This is a genomic window from Streptomyces sp. NPDC093795 (assembly GCF_044764665.1).
In the GTDB taxonomy this organism is placed as follows: Bacteria; Actinomycetota; Actinomycetes; order Streptomycetales; family Streptomycetaceae; genus Streptomyces.
In genome coordinates this window covers 123483-142113 of sequence record NZ_JBIWIO010000013.1, presented here as the reverse complement: position 1 = coordinate 142113, position 18631 = coordinate 123483, and the positions used below count along the sequence as shown (strand labels likewise).

Below are 18631 nucleotides of genomic sequence, written 5' to 3'. Positions count from 1 at the left end.
CCCGTACCCCCGCTCCATCCCTTCCAAGGAGAGGAATCCCCATGAGCGACCCGACGAGGACCAGGAAGCTGCGGCTCCGCGCCGCGCTCGCCGTCGCCGCGGTGACCGGGCTCGGCGCCACCGCCCTCACCGCGCTCCCGGCCGCGGCGGCCGGCGAGGCCGTCACCGTCCAGTACCGGCAGAGCGCCACCGGGAGCGACCAGGTCGAACCCTGGCTCAAGGTGGTCAACACCGGTACGTCGAGCGTCCCGCTGAGCCAGGTCAAGGTGCGGTACTACTTCAAGGCCGACGCGGGAGCCTCGTACAGCTACGCCTGCTCCTGGGCCGTGAAGGGCTGCGCGAACCTCACCGGGACCTTCGGCACCCTCGCCCACCCCACCGCGACCGCCGACCGCTATCTGGAGGTCGGCTTCACCGCCGGCGCCGGTTCGCTCGCCCCGGGCGCGGACACCGGCGACATGCAGCTGCGCTTCCACCGCTCCAACTGGCAGCCGCTGAACCAGAACGACGACTACTCCTTCGGGCCGACGCAGACCGCGTACGCCAACTGGTCTAAGGTCACCGCGACCGTGGGCGGCGTCCCGGTCTGGGGCACCGCCCCCGCGGGCAACGAACCCACCCCGACGCCGACGAACCCGACCACACCGCCGCCCACGGGAGGAGCGGCGCTCTTCGACGACTTCGACTACACCGGCCACACGGACCCGGCGATCAACGCCCACGGCTGGAGCGTGCGCGCCAACTCCGGCGGCCCCGGCGTGCCCGGCGCCACCTGGGCCCCCGAGAACGTGACCTTCGCCAAGGAGGGCACGAACTCGATCATGAACCTGCGGTCCTCGACCGCCGGGACCGGCGAGTCCACCCGGCACACCGAGATCCTCACCCGGGCGACCAAGTTCAAGAACGGGACGTACGCGGCGCGGGTCCGCTTCTCCGACGCGCCACTGTCCGGCCCGGACGGCGACCGCGTCGTCCAGACCTTCTTCACCATCAACGACCTCAAGGCCCCCATGGCCGACGACTACGCCGAGTACGACTTCGAGTACCTCCCCAACGGCGGCTGGGGCGAGCCCGCCAACATCCTCTACACCACGTCGTGGGAGACGTACCGGCCCGACCCGTGGGAGGCCGTCAACGCGCACTCCGAGGTACGGGCGAGCTACGCCGGCTGGCACGACCTCGTCCTGACCGTCGACGACCACGCGATCGTCTACTACGTCGACGGCCAGGAGTTCGGCCGGCACGACGCCCGCTACCTGCCCGAGCGCCCGATGTCGATCAACTTCAACCAGTGGCTGATCGACCTGGCCGGCCAGACGTCGACGACCCCGCGCGCCTACGACCAGAAGGTCGACTACGTCCTGCACGTGAAGGACCAGGTCCTGACGCCGGCCCAGGTCGCCGCGAAGCTCGGCGCGTACCGCTCGGCGGGCACCACCTTCGAGGACACGGTGCCGGCCGCGCAGTAGCGGGACCGGTTACACACGCAGGGGGCCGGGCCACGGGACGACCGTGGTCCGGCCCCTCCCGCGCGTACGGGCACGAGGCCGGGGCATCCGTACGTCCGAGCGAAACGATCACTCGTTGGTGAGTTGGGCCGCCGTCCCACCCGCGGCACCGCGACGCTGGCGCAGGGGGCGCTCGACCGGCGCCGCCCTGGCGCTGTGGGTGGGGAGATGTCATGACGCGGGAAGCGGGACGCCGTGCGGGTCCGGGCGAGCAGGCGGTGCTCCTGGCCGCGGGGCTCGCGGACGTGGCGGTGAGCACGCTGGGCTCGGCCCTGGGTGCCGTACGGTCCCTGGCGCGACGCTCGGACACGGCGGAGCTGGTCGCGGAGGCCGAGCAGGATCTGACGGCACGGGGACGCCTCGTCCTGGACCGCTACGCGACCGTGCCCCCGGCGCATCTGGAGGTTCTCGCCCAGCACGTCCTGGCCCGGCGGGCGGCCGACGGTGGCTGAGCGATGGGAACAGGCCGCGTTCAAGGCGCGGGTCGACGAGGTGCTCCATCGGTTCGTCGCCGACGAAGCGGATCTCCTGGCGGCCGTCGACCCGGCTCTGGCGCCGGTGGCCGAACAGGTGGAGGCGGCGGTGGCGGTCGGGAAGCGGCTGCGGTCGGCGTTCTGCTACTGGGGCTGGCGCGCGGCCCGGCAGCCCGAGAGCGAGGCGCTGCTGCGGGCGGCTGCGTCCATGGAGCTGGTGCACGCGGCCGCCGTCGTGCACGACGACCTCATCGACGACAGTCCGCTGCGGCACGGTCTGCCGACCGCGCATGTGGCCCTCGGTGGTGCCGTACGGCATCATCCGCGCGCGGCGGACGCCGCTCGGTCCCTGGCGATGCTCGTCGGGGACCTGCTCATGTCCCTCGCCGGGCAGTTGTTCGCGACCAGCGGCCTGCCCGCCGCCTATCTCGGCCGGGCCCGCCCGCTGTGGGCGGCGCTGGCCCGGGAGCTGATCGCGGGTGAGTGCCTGGAGATCCTCCACACCGGGGCCGCTCCGGACACGGCGGCGTCGCTGAAGGTGATCCGCTACAAGACCGCCAAGTACACCGTCGAGCAGCCCCTGTTGATCGGCGGCGCTCTGGCGGGGGCCGGTACGGGGTTGCGGGACGGGTACAGCGCGTACGGGCTGCCGCTGGGCGAGGCGTTCCAGCTGCGGGACGATCTGCTGGGCCTGTTCGGGGATCCGCGGCGCACCGGGAAGGCCGAATCCGACGACGTACGCGGTCATCGGCCGACCGCGCTCCTCGCGGAGACGTGGCGCGTCGCGGGGGCCGAGGAGCGCGAGCGGTTGCGAGGCCTGCTGGGCCGGCCCGACCTGGACGAGGAGGGCCTGGAGGCCGTACGCGAGGTGATGCGTCGCCTCGGGACACCCGACCGTGTCGAGAACATGATCGCCGCCCGGGTCGAGGAGGCGCTCGGCGCCCTCCACGAGCTGGACGTGCCCGCCCCCGCCACCGCCGCCCTGACCGCCCTGGCGCACTCGGCGGCGATCCGCCTGTCCTGACCCGTATCGCGACGGGCCGGACCGGCTCGACCCGGTCGGGACCACCTCGGGATCACATCGCGGTCCCATCGGACCACACCGGGACCACACCGGGACCACACACGAGGAGCTTTCCCATGTCCTACACCGACACATCGATGGACGCCCTCAGGCAGTCCGGTGACGAACTCGCCGACGCCACCGTCGCCGCCCTCTTCGAGCGCGGCGAGATGGGCTCGTTCAACACCCTGATGCGCTTCTTCTCCACCGCCGGCGCCCCGGTGCCGGAGGGCCTGCCCGATGTCGCCAGGGAGTACCTGCGGGCCACGAGCGCCCCGCCGGCCTGGGTGGACTGGGAGGAGATGGAGAGGGCCCGGCTGTTCTTCATCGACAACAACGTGCACATCGCCACCGCCCTTTCGTTCGCCTCCATGCCCGCCTGCTACCTCGTCCCGCACGTGGCGAAGCTGCTCTCGACGACCCACGGTCTGGACTATCCGTCCACGCGGATGGCGGCGACCGGCCAGTTCACCGTCTATCTGATGCGGCCCGACGCGTTCGAGGCCGGCAGCCGGTTCCTGCCCGCCGCGCAGAAGGTCCGCCTGCTCCACGCCTCCATCCGTCATCACCTCAGGCGCGAGGGCCGCTGGGACGTGGAGGCGTCGGGGGTGCCGATCTGTCAGGAGGACATGATCGGCGGGCAGATGTTCTTCTCGATGCTCGTCCTGGACAGCCTGCACCGCCTCGGCATCCACATGTCGCACGAGGGGGCGGAAGCGTACTACTACGCCTGGCGTGTGGTCGGCGCCATGCTCGGCGTCGACCAGGACGCCGTCCCCGAGAACCTCGACGACGCCCGCCGGTTCCTCGACCGGTACATGATCCGGCACATGGGGCCGTCCCCGGAAGGCGTCCAGCTGACCCGGCAGCTCATCGAACTCTACGAGGACGTCGTGCCCGGGACCCTGCTCGATCCGGTCGTCCCCGCTCTCGTCCGCTATCTCGTCGGGGACACCTGCGCCGACTGGCTCGACGTCCCCGGCTCGCCCGCCTGGGACACCGCCGTCAAGGCCGTACCCCATCTCCTGGGCGTCCTGGAGACCATCGAGGACCGCTCCCCGCTCGGCGCCTGGGCCCTGGACCGGCTCGGCCATCTCACCACGATGTTCGAGCTGTCCTCGCTCACCCGTGGGCGGGTCATGCACTACGCCGTACCCGAACACCTCAGGAAGGAGTACGGGGTCCCCGACGCGCCGTCCCGCACCCGCCGCTGGACACCGCCCGCCGCGACGCTCGCGCCGTGAGCCGGGACGGACACGGCCACGGTCACCGGGGCGATGGTTCTCGACCGCGTCAGCGGGTCCATTCCTTCAAGACGGCCGCGACCCCACGGACGTCGATACGGCTCTCGGCGACCCGCTCGACGAGGTCGATGGCCTCCTCCGCCGACACGGCGACCGGGAACCCGGACGCGTGGAGGTAGGCGGCGGCGACGACCACGCCGTACAACTCGTTGGAGTGCTCGAGGGCGGGGACGCGCACGAACTGCTCCAGGAGCGCGGCGGCCCGGTGGTGCGGCTGGTCGTAGACCGGGATGTCCATCACGCGGAAGACATGCCGGGCACGGGCCGCCTCGAACGAGCCCCAGTCGGCGATCTCCGGGTCGCCGGGGATCTCCGACTGGGCGACGTCGAGCAGCCAGGACAGATCTATCCGCAGCAAGGTTCCGGGCCCGGCTCAGGCGGCGTCGGCGCCGGCGCCGGTCTGCGTGGGGCGGCCGAAGCGTTCCGCGAAGGCCTTGCCGTGCTGGTCGACGAAGGAACGCGCCCCCTCGACGAACCGGGTACGCGTCAGGTCTGCGTCCAGCACCCGACCCGCGTAGTCCTCGGCGGGTACGCGCCTCTCGGCCGCGGCCCGCTCCAGCGCCTCGTACGCCTCGTCGCTGATCTCGATCCTGATTTCGCGTGCCATGCGCCCACGGTAGCGGTCCGCCGCCGGGCGCGGCAGGGGGCGGGGCGTGGCAGAGAGCGGGGACGGCAGGGGGCGGGCGACGTGCTGTGATCGGATAGGGCCATGGATTCTCGGACCCTCTACCTGTTCAGCAGCGCGGCCCCGCCGGTCTTCGATGTCGCCCGGGTCATCGAGGAGGCGCAGGCCGACGGCTGGGACGTCTGCCTCGGTCTCACGCCGACGGCGGCCCGCTGGCTCGCCCATTCCCTCGACGGCCTCGCCGTGCTCACCGGCCACCCCGTCCGCTGGGACTACGGATTCCCCGGCGAGCCGGAGATATGGCCGCGGGCGGACGCGATCGTCGTCGCGCCGGCCACGTTCAACACGGTGAACCAGTGGGCGCTCGGGATCACGGACAAGTGGCTCGTCGGGGTGGTCGCGGAGGGCATCGGGAAGGGGATCCCGATGGCGCTGATGCCGTGCGTGAACTCGGCCTACACCGCGCACCCCCAGTTCGAGCGGTCGGTCGAGACGCTCCGGGGCGCCGGGGTGAGGGTCTTGTACGGCGAAGGCGGATTCGTGCCCCACGGGCCGGGCCAGGGGGATCCGACGACGTTTCCGTGGCGCGTCGCACTGGACGCGGTGGTGGACGTCCTCGACGACTCCGCCTGACGGTCGCGGCCCTCCTGTCGGCGCGGGCCACTCCCCCGGCGTTCCCGGGATGAAGATCGGTCATCATTACGGGCGGAACAGACCGGACCGGGGGCGGTCGCTCTCGCGCGGACGGTGGGAGGGCCCGCCGCCCGGTGGATGCACGGGGGCGTTGAGGTTGATGCGGGGAAACGGCGAGACGGTGCTGCTGGACGTGCTGGCCGGTGCGGCCGGGACCGCGCCCGGCCAGGTGATCGTCCATGTGCGCGGGGACGGCGGCGAACTGGCCGTCACATATGACGCGCTGCTCGCCGACGCCCTGTGCGTCGCCGGAGGGTTCCTGGACGCGGGGCTCGCGCCGGGGAGCCATGTGGTGCTGCCGGCCGAACGGAGCGAGGAGTTCCTGCCGCTGTTCTGGGGCGCCGTCGCCGCCGGTCTCGTACCGGTTCCGCTCGCCCCGGACGTACGACGGGTCCTGCCCGTCTGGGAGTTCCTCGGCCGGCCGCCGGTGGCCGTCGGTGAGTCCACCGCGCCTCTGCTCGACGCGCTGCCCGCTCCCGTACGCCCTCTCGTGCTCGACGCGCTGCGGGAGCACGCCGCTCCGCCACGGCTGCCGGAACGCGCACCCGAGGACGTGGCGTTCCTCCAGTTCTCGTCGGGCAGCACGGGAACGCCCAAGGGGGTCGAGCTGACGCACGCGGCCGTCCTCGCCAACCTGGCGCAGATCCGCGCCGCGGCGGGCATCACCTCCGGGGACGTGATCGCCACGTGGATGCCGTACTTCCACGACATGGGGCTCATCGGCACCCATCTCGTCCCGCTGTCGGCGCGGATCAAGCAGGTGCGGCTCGAACCCCTCACGTTCGCCAAGCGGCCCGCGCGGTGGCTCGAGGCTGCGGAACGGCACCGGGCGACGCTGCTGTCGGCCGCCAACTTCGCCCTGGCCCTCGTCGAACGGCGCGTCCCCGAGGACGTACTCGCGCGCCTCGACCTGACACATGTACGGATGATCCTGGTCGGCGCCGAGCCGATCTCGCCGGCCGTGTGGCGGTCCTTCGTGCGGCGGATGCGGGTGACGGGGCTCGCGGCGGGCGCACCGCAGCCCGTGTACGGCCTCGCGGAGGCCACGCTCGCCGTCACCTTTCCGCCGCCCGGGGAGGTGGCACGGCCGCTGGCCCTGGACCGGGCCGCGCTCGGTGCCGGGTGGGCGGTGGACACCGCGCCCGGTCCGGACGCGGTGGAGCTGATGGACGTGGGCAGCCCCGTGCCCGGGTGCGCGGTGCGGATCACCGACGGCGCGGGCGAGCCCGTCGACGACCGCCGGGTCGGCCACATCGAGGTCCGGGGGCCGCAGGTGGCCCGTGGCTACCACCGTGCTCCGGAGGCGACGGCGGGCGCGTTCGTCGACGGATGGCTGCGCACCGGTGATCTCGGTTTCCTGCGCGGGGGACGGCTCTGCGTGACGGGTCGGTCGAAGGACGTCGTCTTCGTCGACGGGCGTACGTTCCACGCGGCCGACCTGGAGGAGGTGGCCGCCGGCACGCCGGGGCTCGGTCGGGGCCCGGTCGCCGTGGTGGGCTCCACCGATCCGGCGGGCGGGGGCGAACGGGTGGTGGTCTTCCTCGCGCCCGCGGCGGTGCCACAGGGGCTCTTGCGGGAGGTCGGGAGCCGGGTCCGCGAGGCGCTCGGTCACGACGACGTACGGGTCCTGGCGCTGCCGGCCCGGGCGTTTCCGCGCACGACGAGCGGAAAGCTGCGGCGGGGGGTGCTGCGCGATCGCTTCGAGCGCGGGGAGTTTCCGCAGATCGGGGGGCGGGGGGCTACCGGGTCGGTGGGTTCGGGGGCGGTGGGTCTGGGGGCGATGGGGCCCGGGGCGGTGGGCCTGGGGGCGGCGCGGGAGGTCGGGGTGGTGCCGGAGACCGAGGCCGGGCCCGCGCCGGGGGCCGGGACGACACCGAGGCCCGGGGCCGAGCCGGAGGCCGGGGCCACGCCGGAGCTTTTTTGCGCCACGCCGGAGCCTGGGACGACCCCGGAGCCCGGGGCCGCGCCGGAGGCCGGTCAGCGGGGCGGGTTGGCCGCGCAGGCCGTGTCCCGGTCTCTGTCCGAGGTCGAAGGCGTCGTCCTCGGCGTGTGGGCCCGGGCCCTGGGGTTGTCGGCCGAAGAGATCGGACCGCACGACGACTTCCGGGCGCTCGGGGGATCGTCGCTCAAGGCCATGGAAGTCCTCGCCGCCCTGGAGGACGAGTTCGGCGTACCGCTGCGCCCGTCCGACATACGCGACCACGCCACGGTGGCTTCGCTCGCTGGAATGCTCTTGACGGTGGGGCCGCCCGGCGGGGTGAGCGACGGCTCGTCCGGCGGTCCGGCCGGGGGCTCGATCGACGGCCCGGCCAGGGACTCGGCCGACGGCTCGTCCGGCGGGTCGTCCGGCGGGTCGTCCGGCGGGTCGTCCGGCGGGTCGTTCTCGGGCGGCTCGCGTCCGTGCCCGGAGTCGGCCGCCGCGGGCGCCGAGACCGTGGTCGCCGTGTCCGCCCTGGCCTGTCGTTTTCCCGGTGCCGACACGCCGGAGGCGTTCTGGGACCGGCTCGCCGAGGGCTACGACGCCGTCACCGCCGTTCCCCCAGGGCGCTGGGCGGGCCCTTCGGACGGCGACGGCCGGTGGGGCGCCTTCCTCGACGACCCGGCCGGATTCGACGCGGAGTTCTTCGGCATCGGGGACGAGGAGGCCCGGACGACCGACCCCCAGGCCCGGATCCTCCTGGAGCTCGCCCACGAGGCCCTGGAGCGGGCCGGGTACGCGGGTCCGCGCCGGCGGGGGCGGCGAGTGGGTGTCTTCGTCGCCGCCGGTGACAGCGGCTACCGACGGGTCCTTGAACAGGCTTACGGTGAGCGGGAATGGCCCGCCTCCGCGCTGACCGGGAACCTCCCCAACATGCTCGCCGCCCGCGTCGCGCACTGTCTCGACCTGACCGGCCCCGCGCTCGCCGTCGACACCGCCTGCTCCTCGGCGCTGGTCGCCCTGCATCTGGCGCGCCGCAGCCTCCAGGCCGGCGAGTGCGACCTCGCGGTCGTCGGCGGCGTCCACCTCAATCTGACGCCCAGCGGGTACGCACTCCTGGAGAAGGCGCAGGCGCTCTCCCCCACCGGGCGGTGTCACGCGTTCGGTGCGGCTGCCGACGGCTTCGTCCCCGGAGAGGGCGGCGCGGCGCTCGTCCTCACGCGTCTCGACGAGGCGGAGGAGGCCGGTGATCCGGTCCTGGCGATCCTCCGCGGCACCGCCGTGAACAACGACGGCCGCTCGCTGAGCCTGATGGCCCCCAACCCCCTGACACAGCGTGAGGTCATCACGCGGGCGTACCGCGAGGCCGGCGTCGACCCCGGCAGCGTCTCCTACGTCGAGGCGCACGGCACCGGTACGCCGGTCGGTGACCCCGTCGAGGTGCGCTCGCTCGCGCACGCCTTCCCTCCGCGCGCCGACGGGCGGCCCCGGTCGCTCGGCTCGGTCAAGGCCAACGTCGGGCACCTGCTCAACGCCGCCGGCATGCCGAGCCTCGTGAAGGTGGTGCTCGCCCTCGGCCGGCGCCGACTGCCGCCGTCCCCGCACCCCGTGGACCCTGCGCCCGCGCTCGACCTCGCGGGTTCCGGTTTCGCGCTGCTGGACGAGGAACGGGCCTGGGAGGAGGCCGGTCCGCTCGTCGCGGGAGTCAACGCGTTCGGCTTCGGCGGCACCAACGCCCATGCCGTACTGGAGGAGGCACCCGCCCGGCCCCCGCGAGGCGCTGTCGCGGCAGCGTCGGGCGGCCCTCGTCTGCTCACCCTGTCGGCGCACGGAGCGGACGCGCTGCGTGCCGCCGCGGCCGGGCTCGCGGAACACCTGCGGGACCACCCGCATCTCGACGAGGGCGATGTCTGCGCCACTGTCGCCGCGGCCCGGGACGAGGGACCGGACCGTCTCGCCGTCGTCGCCGACGACGGCGGCGACCTCGCCGGCCGGATCGATGCCGCCCTTCTCGACGCCGGCCTGCTCGACGCCGGCTGGTCTGACGCCCGGTCGGCCGACACCGACCGGCTCGGCATCGGCCGGTCCGACGGCTCCCCGCCCGACGCCCACCGGCCCGAATCCCGCCCGCCCCGCGCCGAAGGCCGTCCCGGCGGCTCCCGGTCCCTTCTCGTGCCCGTTCGGTCGCGGGCGCGGATGGTGCTGCTTCTTCCCGGGCAGGGGGTGCGGACGCTCGGTCGGGTCCGTGCCCTGTACGCGGATGCCCCCGCGTTCCGGGAGGCGCTCGACGAGGCGTCCGGGCAGGTCGGGCTGATCGGTGGGCGCAGTCTCGCCGCCTGGTGTCTCGACGCCGACGTCCCGTCCGGCGCGCTCGCCGGGACCGAGGTCGCGCAGCCGCTGCTGGTCGCCTACGGCGTCGCGCTCGCCCGCCAGCTCCGGGCCTGGGGTATCACCCCGGACGCGGTCGCCGGGCACAGTGTCGGTGAGATCACCGCCGCGTGCGTCGCAGGGACGCTGCCGCTCGGAGACGCCGCACGGTTCGCCGCCGAGCGCGGCCGTCTGATGGCGGAGCTCTGCGCGCCCGGCGCCATGGCGGCGGTGCGCTGCGGCGAGGACGCGGTCGCCCATCTGGTGGCCGACGCCGGGGGCGCGCTGAGCGTGGCCGCGGTCAACGGTCCCGACCAGGTGGTCCTGGCCGGGACGGAGGCGGCCGTGGACGGCGCTCTCACCGAACTCGCCGCCCGGGGGATCGCCGCACGCCGTCTCGGCGTGTCCCGGGCCTTCCACTCCGCCCTGATGGAACCTGCCCTCGGCCCACTCGCCGTCGCCGCCCGCGCCCTCACGCTCCGGCCGTCGGCGACGCCTCTGCTCAGCACGGTGACAGCCGACTGGCAACCGGCCCTCGACCCGGCGTACCTCCAGGACCACGCACGGCGCCCGGTGCGCTTCGGCGCGGCCGTGGACCGGCTGCTCAGCGAGGGGTACGACACGTTCGTCGAGCTCGGCTCCTCCTCCCTCGGCGGTCCCGTGCGCGCCGTCGCGGCGGCGCATCCGCGCGGGGCTCGGGTGCTCGCGCTCACGGCGGGGAACCGGGACGGCGCGCGGGGCCTGCTCGAGGACGTCGGCCGGCTCTGGCAGCGGGGCGTGCCTCTGGACCGTACGGCGATGGATGCCGGCCGGGCCCGGGTCACCGTACCGACGTATCCCTTCCAGCGGCGGCGCCACTGGCCCGCCACCGCCCCCGCGCCCCGGCCCTTGCTGCACCGGTTCGGGTGGGACGACTCCCCGCTGACGCCGGGCCCCGGGCCACGCACCGTCCTCCTGGCCGGCCCTGACTCACCGTTCGCCCGCGCCTTCGCGGAGCGGCTCGCCGGGCGGGGTGTCATCGTCCGAAGGGCCGTGGACCCCGTGCCCGGCGGTTCGCCGGCGCCCGAGGCCGCCGTGCTGCTCGCAGGTCCGGCCGTGGAGCCGGACTCGGCGGCGGCGCTGGACGCGGCCCACCGTGGCATGGTGACCGCGCTTAAGGACCTGCTGCCGCAGCTCGCGCTCCACCGCCCCCGCGTGCTCGTCGTCACGGAGGACGTCCATGTCACCGGTACCGGCCCTGAGCGCCCCCGCCCCGCGCAGGCGGTGCTGACGGGGCTGACCCTGGCGCTGCCCGAGGAGTTGCCCGGGGTCGAGGCCCACAGTGTCGACCTGTGCTCCCTCGACGACGTCGCCGTACGGCTTGACGCGCTCGACCTCGAACTGTCGGCGCGGGTCGAGCCGCCGGGTGAGGAAGGGGGCGGTGACGGGGGCGTGTTCCGGCCGGCACCCGCTGTCGCCTGGCGGGCGGGGCGCCGGCTGGGGCGCACCACCGAGCCGGTCGCCGCACCGGTCGTCGACGGGTCCGGGGCGCGGGAGGCGCTGCCGGCCGACGGTGTGTACCTGATCACCGGAGGAGCCGGAGGGGTCGGTGGCGCACTCGCCCGCGATCTCGCCCGGCGGGGCCGGCCGATGCTGGTCCTCACCGGACGCTCGGCGGCGGCGCCGGCCGGGCTGCTCTCCGAACTCCGTGCGCTCGGCGCCACCGCGGAGTACCGCGCCGCCGACGTGTCCCGCGAGGCCGACGTCGACGCGCTCCTGGCCGGTCTGCCGCGCCTCGATGCGCTACTCCACGCGGCCGGTACGGTGCGCCCCGGCACGCTGCGGGCCAAGTCGCCCGACGACGTCGCCGAGGTCCTGGCCGCCAAGACGCGGGGCACCGCCCTGCTCGCGCGCGGACTCCTCGCCCATGGGCTGCATCCCACCGTGTGCGTGGCGTTCTCGTCGGTCGCCTCGGTGCTGCCGGGCCTCGCCGGGGCGATCGGTGACTACGCCGCCGCCAACGCGTACCTCGACGCCTTCGCCGCCGCCGAGCGCGCGGCGGGCCGCCCGTGGCTGGCCGTGAACTTCGCCGCCTTCGCAGGGACGGGTCTGCTCGCCGCGAGCGGTGCGTCCGGCCTCGGCGCCGGTGTTGGTGCTGGTGCCGGCCTCGGCGCCGATGTCGGTGCCGGTGCCGGTGCTGGTGCCGGTGCCGGTGCTGGTGCCGGTGCTGGTGCTGGTGCCGGTGCTGGTGCTGGTGCCGGTATCGGGGCCGGTGCCGGAGCCGCGCGAGGGCCCCTGCCGCTGGACACCGGGGCCGCGCTCGACGCCCTGCGGGCCGCCTGTGGCAGCGGCGTCGGCCAGCTGATGGTCGCCGACCTGACGTCGGGCGGCACTCGTCGCCGTACTCCCGCCGCCGTCGCCGTACGCCCGTCCCCGGGAGCGGCAGCCCGGCCCGCCACCGCGCCCGCGCCGCAGGAGGCGGGCCTCGACCATCGCGCGCGCCGCGCCGAAGAGGCGGACAGTGTGCCGGCCATCCTGCGGAAGCTGCTGTCCGAGGCGCTCCACGTGTCCCCGGACGACCTCGGGGACGACGTACCGCTGCTCGGCCTGGGGCTCGACTCGCTCATGGCCGTCGATCTCGTCAAGCGGCTGGAGACGGAGCTGGACCGCTCGCTGCCGATCACGCTGTTCTTCGAGCACCGGACGCTCGGGGAGCTCGCCCGCCAGCTCGGATCGGAGGAAGCCCCCTCCACCACCCCAAGCCCGGCCGCGCAGTCGCCCGGCGCGGCCGACGACGGCGTTTCCTTCCCCCTGACGCCCGTCCAGCTCGCCTTCCACACCCTGGGTGAGTTGTACCCGGACGTCGCCGCCTACGGGTACGTGACGCAGGACGTCCGCGGCCCGCTCGACGCCGATCTGCTCGGCAGGGCGCTCGGCCTGCTCGCGGACCGGCACGCCATGCTCCGTATCCGCATCCGCCCCGGGATCGGGGAGGCCGCGCCCACGCAGGCCGCCGTCCCGTCCGGCCACGAGCCGATGCCCGTCTGGTACGAGGTACGTGACCTGCCCGGAGGGCGCCCGGTCGAGGAGGAGTTCGGACGGCTCGAAGAGGCCCTGCGCAACCGGCCGTTCAATCTCATCGCGGAGGCTCCGATCCGGGCGGTGCTCGTCCGTACCGCGAGCGACGCCAATGCTTCGGCCGCCTCCGCCCGGCTCGTCGTCGTGGTGCATCACGCCGCCGCCGACGGCTTCAGTCTGAACGTCCTCGGCGAGGAGCTGTGGGCCCTCTACACCGCCCTCACGCGTGGCCGGGCGCCTGACCTCCCGCCGCTCGTCGCTCACTTCGCCGCCTACGCCGCGCACGAGCGGGCGGAACGGTCGGAGGCGGCCCTCGCTGAAGACCGGGCGTACTGGCGTGAGGTGCTCGCCCGGAGGGGTGAGCCGCTCGCGCTGCCCTACGACGGGGACCCGCTGGGCATCCCCGCTCCCCCGCTCCTCGCCCACCAGGTGACGCCCGGGCCCGAACTGTCGGACGCGCTGCGCGCGGTGGCCGCGGCACACGGCGTGTCGCTGTTCCACGTGCTGCTCGCGGCGTACGCGCGCTGTCTGGCCCGGTGGAGCGGTGACCGCGAGGACCTGTCCGTCAACGTCGCACGCGCCCGCCGCGAGTCCCGGCTCCCCGGTATCGACCGGCTGGTGGGGCCGCTGGCCGACACTCTGCCGATTCCCGTGCGCGTCCGCCCGGACGACTCGGTGCACGCGCTCGCGGTTCGGCTGCGCGACGCGTGGCCCGAGGGCGAGCGTCACGGCCGCCTCACGAGTCCTGATCTGGCCCGGCTCACGCCCGTGGACGGGGCGGGACCGCGTACGGCCGGGCCCGCGTCGTTCAGCTTCGCGCGGTTCCCGGTCTCCCTCGACCTCGAGTGCCCGGTGGAGGTCCGTCCGGTCTCGGCCGGGACGGCCTCCGCCGCCACCCGGCTGAGTCTGTTGTGCTGGGAGTCCGACGGGGCGCTGTCCTTCTCGTGGAACTTCCCGGCCCGGCTGTTCGAGCGGACCACGATCGCCCGCCTTGCCCGCGAACACCTGGCGGAGCTGACCGAAGCCGCCGGGCTTACCGAGGCCGCCCCGCTCACCCAGACCGCCGGGCTCTCGGCGATCGCCCTCGCGCCCGGCGCCGCGCCTGCCCTTGTGCGGACGCCGTCGGGTGTCCGACCGGACATCGTCACGCGGCTGTGCGCCCAGTTCCGCGCGACGCCGGACGCGGTGGCCGTCGATACGGGCGACAGCGTCACGACCTACGCCGAACTCGAACGGGCGTCCCGTGCGCTCGCCGCGCGCCTGCGCGCCCAGGGTGTCGCCCCCGGTGACCTGGTGGGGCTCCTGACCGGTCCCGGCGCCGACACCGTGGCGGGAGTGGTGGGCATCCTGCGGGCCGGGGCGGGCTGGGTTCCGCTGGACGCGGCCCATCCGCCCGCACGCATGGCCGACCAGCTGGAGCGGACCCGTACCCGTACCCTCGTCTGCCATGCGGAGACCCGCGCGTCGGCGGTGGAGCTGGCCTCGGTCGCGGGCGTCGGGCTCGTCATGGTCGACGCCCCCTCGACCGAATCGGAATCCGGTGCCGCGGAGCTCCCGGACTCCGACCTCGGCCCGGACCGCGACCCCGACTCCCTCGCGTACGTGATCTTCACCTCCGGTTCCACCGGCCGGCCCAAGGCGGTGCCGATCACCCGTCGTTCGATGACCAACTATCTCGACTGGGCGCTGGAGACGTTCGCGTACGGCGCGGGTGACCGTCTCGCGCAGACGGCTTCGGTCTGCTTCGACGCGTCGGTACGCCAACTCCTCGCGCCCCTCCTCGTCGGGGCCACGGTGGTCACCCTGCCCAGGCAGCTGCTCCGTGACCCCGAGGTACTGCTCGACCGCGTCGAGCAGGCCCGGATATCGGTGTGGAGCTCGGTCCCGAGCCTCTGGTCCCGGCTCCTCGAAGCCGCCGAGACCCGGGTGCGGGCCGGTGCGCCGCCGCCGGACCTGTCGGCCCTGCGGTGGATCCATGTCGGCGGCGAGGCGCTTCCGCCCGCTCATGTACGCCGCTGGTACGACCTGTTCGGCCCCGGGCAGCGGATCGCGAACCTGTACGGGCCCACCGAGGCCACCATCAACGCCACGTTCCACATCGTCGACAGCCGTCCCGCCGACGACGTGCGGGTCCTGCCCATCGGCAGGCCCCTCACCGGCACGGAGGTCGACGTGGTGACGGCGGACGGGCGGCGCTGCGCACCGGGTGAGCCCGGCGAGCTGCTGATCGCCGGGGTGGGGCTCACACCCGGCTACCTGGACGAACCGGGGCTGACGGCCGCCGCGTTCGTCGAACGTGACGGGCGCCGCTGGTACCGCAGTGGTGACCGGGTCCGGCGCGACGGGGACGGTGTTCTGGAGTTCCTCGGGCGGCTTGACGATCAGGTGAAGATCCGGGGGCACCGGGTGGAACCGGGCGAGGTCGAGTCGGTGCTGCTCACGCACCCGGCGGTCGCCCGCGCCGCCGTGGTCCACCGGCACGAGCGGCTGAACGCCTTCGTCGAGCGCCGACCCGGCCTGCCGGCGCCGGAAGCGACGGCTCTGCGCGCCCATCTGGCCCGGACGCTGCCGGAGTACATGCTCCCGGGCCGGATCCGCGTCGTCGACGACCTGCCCCTGACGGGGACCGGCAAGATCGACCGCGCCCGGCTCGGGATGTCAGACCCGGGGCCCGTCGCCGGGGCAGAGCCGGGGTCGGTGGCGGTGACGGCCACGGAGGCCGTCGCGGTGTCGGCTGCGGGGGACGTCGCGGTGCCGGCCGCCGTACCCAACGCAGAGCCCGTCGCCCTACCCTCCCCCGGGCCCACTGCCGTGCCCGCCTCCGGGTCCGAAGCGCCCGTCGCCGACGAGGCGTTGTCGACGCCGCCCTCGTCGCCGACCGAAGTCCTGCTCGCCCGCCTCTGGTCCGAGCTTCTCGACAGGGAGGAGGTCCGGCGCGAGGACGACTTCTTCGAGCTCGGCGGTGACTCCCTGCTCGTTCTCCAGGTCTTCGCACGGCTGCGTGAGGAGATACGGTCCCTGCCCCGGCCCACGGTCGTGTACGCCCACCGCACCCTGGCCGCCCTCGCCGCCGCCATCGACGCAACGGACGAGGAGCAGCCCCTCGGCTCCCCGGGCGCTTTCCCCCGTGGCGACGCGCACGGTCCCGCCCCGTTCCCGCTCACTCCCTCCCAGCGCGGTTTCCTCCTCGCGGAGGCGATGGCACCCGGCTCCGACACGGCGTGGCTGTCGTGTCTGCGGATCGACGGGCCGCTGCGGCGCGAGGCGTTCCAACGGGCCGTCGACGCCTGTGTGGTACGGCATCCGATGCTGCGGACCGTGTTCCCCGCCGGTGCTCGTCCGCCGGTCCAGCAGGAGCTTCCGCCCGCCCTGCGGCTGCCGGTCGACTTCGAGACCCTTGCCGAACCCGGCCTCCTGGCGTCGCGGATCGCCGAGGAACGGGCACGCCGCTTCGAGCCCTGGGCGTGGCCGCTGCTGCGCCTGCGGCTGCTCACCCTCGGGCCCGCCGAGCACCTGCTCGTCGTGCACGCGCACCATCTGATCGGCGACGGCTACAGCGTGGCGCTGCTCGGCCGGGAGCTGCTCTCCGTCTACGACCGGGTCGTACGGGGCGAGTCGGCCGAACTCCCGCCGCTGCACGGCACGTTCCGTGACCACGTGGCAGCCCTTCAGGAACGCACGGCGTGCGGCGCATCGGGCAGGGCCCGACTGGAGGAGCCCTATCGGCGCCCGGTGCTCGGGGGCCACGTCGGGGCCGGCGCTCCGGGCCGGGTCGCCACGGCACCGCCGTACCGTTCGACGGGGTTCACCCTCGACGCGGAGCAGGTCGCCGCCCTGCGCCGGGTCGCCACCGGCGCGGGGACTTCACTCTTCGCGCCGGTCCTCACGGCGTACTACCGGACGCTGGCCGCCACGACCGGGCAGGACGACCTGATCCTCGGTCTGGCCGTCTCCGGCCGCGACGACGCGCGGCACGACGCCCACCGGGTGTTCGGCCCGTACGCCGCCGCCGTACCGCTGCGGCCGGGCCCGCCGCCCGGTGCGAGAGGGACGGGCCGTACGTTCGCCGAGGACCTGCGGGCGGTCGTGGACGAGGTCGAGGCCGCGCGTACGGAAGGGGCCGGGGTCGCTCGCGGCGACGGCGGGCTGCCGGCCGCCGCTCAGTTCTTCTTCACGTTCCTGGACTTCTCGTCCCTCGGCCCGCTGAGCGGCGACACGCTGAGCCTGCGGTGGGACGACGGCGACGCCGTCCTCGCGCCCCCTCCGGTGGGCACGGACACGTTCCTCGCGGTGCGGCCGGTCGGTGCGGGAGAACTGAGGGTGACGCTTCGCGCGTCCACCGCCGCCTTCCCCGAGGAGACGGGGTTCGCCGCGTTCGCCGGCGCCCTGCGGAGCGGGATGACGGTGGATGCGCGGGCCGAGACGGATCCGGCGTCGACATCGACATCGACCGCGGCAGCGGCTGCGGCGTCGACTGCCGGTCTGTCGCCCGCTCTCGGCGCGTCGCTGGACGCCGCTCTCGTGGGCTATCTTCCCCCGCCGGGTCAGCTCGCCGCGCTCGGCGGGCCGGGGGTCGGGGCGGCGTCGCGTGAACAGCTGCGCGGGCTGCTCTTCCCCGGTGGGCGTCCCCGGCTCATGGAGGAGATCAGCACCCCGCTCGGGCGGTCAGGATTCGTCTGCCTGCCGCTGTTCGCCGACGAGCTCGCGTCGACGCCCGACCTGGCCGGGCGCACGGCCCGAGCCGTCGAGTACGCGGCGACGCTCGGGGCTCGCTGTGTCTCCCTCGCGGGCATGATCCCGTCCCTCACGGCGTACGGCTTCGGCGTGCTGCGCGAGACGGACGCGCCGACCGCCGTCACCACCGGGCACGCGGCGACGGTGGTGTCCGTGGTCAGGACCGTCCACGCCGCGCTCGCGCGGACGGGCCGTGAACTCGGCGAGCTCGTCGTCGCGGTGGCAGGTCTCGGCTCCGTCGGCGGCTCGTCCCTCGAACTGCTCCTCGCGCGGGCCGCCGAGCCGCCCGCACGGCTGCTCCTGTGCGACATCGCGGGCAGTGCGCCACGGCTGCGACGCCTGGCCGATGACCTGATCGCCCGGGGTCTGGCCCGGAACGTGGAGGTCCACGAGTCCGGTCCGGCGGCGCTGCCGGCCGCCGTGTACGAGGCGGACCTGCTGGTCACGGCCGTCAGCGGGGGCGGCGCGGTGCTCGACGTGGCGCGGCTCCGGCCGGGTTCGATCGTCGTCGACGACTCGTTCCCGCACTGTTTCGACGCCACGAGGGCCCTGGCGAGGATGAGGGAGCGGCGGGACGTCCTGATCGTCGGCGGGGGCCTGCTGTCCGTCGGGTCGGTGGAGCGCCGGACGGCACCGGGGCTTCCGCCCGCTGTCGCGGCGGGGTACGCGGCGAGGTCATGGCTTCCCGGCACGATCGCCTCGTGCCGGCTCGAGTCGCTGCTGCACGCCGCGAACCCGGAACTCCCCGTGGTGCACGGGCTGGTGGACGGCCGGCTCGCAGGGGCTCATTGGGAGGTCATGGAGGCGGCCGGGGTCGCAGCGGGCCCGTTGCATCTGCTCGGGCAGACCGTGGGCGCGGAGGACGGGGACCCGGCCTTCGGGTAGGCAG

Annotated in this window: 8 protein-coding genes; 6 read left to right on the top strand and 2 right to left on the bottom strand. The window is 74.5% G+C overall.

Annotation, left to right across the window (positions count from 1 at the left end; translation table 11 throughout):
• The first annotated feature begins 41 nt into the window (after nucleotides 1-41).
• From ACIRB7_RS29890 to ACIRB7_RS29875, 4 genes are all read left to right on the top strand, one after another.
• Nucleotides 42-1469 carry a cellulose binding domain-containing protein gene (locus tag ACIRB7_RS29890; protein WP_403604678.1) on the top strand — a complete coding sequence of 476 codons (1428 nt, stop codon included), beginning with the start codon at nucleotides 42-44 and terminating at the stop codon, nucleotides 1467-1469.
• A 212-nt stretch (nucleotides 1470-1681) separates the two neighbouring features.
• Nucleotides 1682-1960, top strand: a complete 279-nt coding sequence (locus tag ACIRB7_RS29885; protein ID WP_403604675.1) for a polyprenyl synthetase — start codon at nucleotides 1682-1684, stop codon at nucleotides 1958-1960.
• Nucleotides 1953-3005 carry a polyprenyl synthetase family protein gene (locus ACIRB7_RS29880; RefSeq protein ID WP_403604673.1) on the top strand — a complete coding sequence of 351 codons (1053 nt, stop codon included), beginning with the start codon at nucleotides 1953-1955 and terminating at the stop codon, nucleotides 3003-3005. Before ACIRB7_RS29885 ends, ACIRB7_RS29880 begins: the two co-directional genes overlap by 8 nt.
• 116 nt (nucleotides 3006-3121) lie before the next feature.
• Complete coding sequence (locus ACIRB7_RS29875) at nucleotides 3122-4288, top strand: oxygenase MpaB family protein (RefSeq protein WP_403604670.1); 1167 nt, start codon at nucleotides 3122-3124, stop codon at nucleotides 4286-4288.
• A gap of 49 nt (nucleotides 4289-4337) precedes the next feature.
• Here the strand turns inward: ACIRB7_RS29875 and ACIRB7_RS29870 are convergent, their stop codons facing one another.
• Together ACIRB7_RS29870 and ACIRB7_RS29865 are read right to left on the bottom strand one after the other, a co-directional pair.
• A complete protein-coding gene (locus ACIRB7_RS29870; protein WP_403604667.1) occupies nucleotides 4338-4706 on the bottom strand; it encodes a fic family toxin-antitoxin system, toxin component in 369 nt (122 codons plus the stop codon).
• A 15-nt stretch (nucleotides 4707-4721) separates the two neighbouring features.
• A complete protein-coding gene (locus ACIRB7_RS29865) occupies nucleotides 4722-4955 on the bottom strand; it encodes a hypothetical protein (RefSeq protein ID WP_403604665.1) in 234 nt (77 codons plus the stop codon).
• Between the two features lie 102 nt (nucleotides 4956-5057).
• On the opposite strand from ACIRB7_RS29865, the gene ACIRB7_RS29860 reads away from it, so the two are divergent.
• Nucleotides 5058-5606 carry a flavoprotein gene (locus ACIRB7_RS29860; RefSeq protein ID WP_403604662.1) on the top strand — a complete coding sequence of 183 codons (549 nt, stop codon included), beginning with the start codon at nucleotides 5058-5060 and terminating at the stop codon, nucleotides 5604-5606.
• Between the two features lie 160 nt (nucleotides 5607-5766).
• On the top strand, nucleotides 5767-18627 hold the full coding sequence (locus ACIRB7_RS29855; protein ID WP_403604660.1) for an amino acid adenylation domain-containing protein: 12861 nt from the start codon (nucleotides 5767-5769) through the stop codon (nucleotides 18625-18627).
• Nucleotides 18628-18631 lie beyond the last annotated feature (4 nt).

Excerpts from the sequence above, each read along its gene's own strand:
- ACIRB7_RS29885 (WP_403604675.1), top strand. The coding sequence starts at position 1,682 with ATGACGCGGGAAGCGGGACGCCGTGCGGGTCCGGGCGAGCAGGCGGTG.
- ACIRB7_RS29865 (WP_403604665.1), bottom strand. The coding sequence starts at position 4,955 with ATGGCACGCGAAATCAGGATCGAGATCAGCGACGAGGCGTACGAGGCG.
- ACIRB7_RS29890 (WP_403604678.1), top strand. The coding sequence starts at position 42 with ATGAGCGACCCGACGAGGACCAGGAAGCTGCGGCTCCGCGCCGCGCTC.
- ACIRB7_RS29860 (WP_403604662.1), top strand. The coding sequence starts at position 5,058 with ATGGATTCTCGGACCCTCTACCTGTTCAGCAGCGCGGCCCCGCCGGTC.
- ACIRB7_RS29875 (WP_403604670.1), top strand. The coding sequence starts at position 3,122 with ATGTCCTACACCGACACATCGATGGACGCCCTCAGGCAGTCCGGTGAC.
- ACIRB7_RS29855 (WP_403604660.1), top strand. The coding sequence starts at position 5,767 with ATGCGGGGAAACGGCGAGACGGTGCTGCTGGACGTGCTGGCCGGTGCG.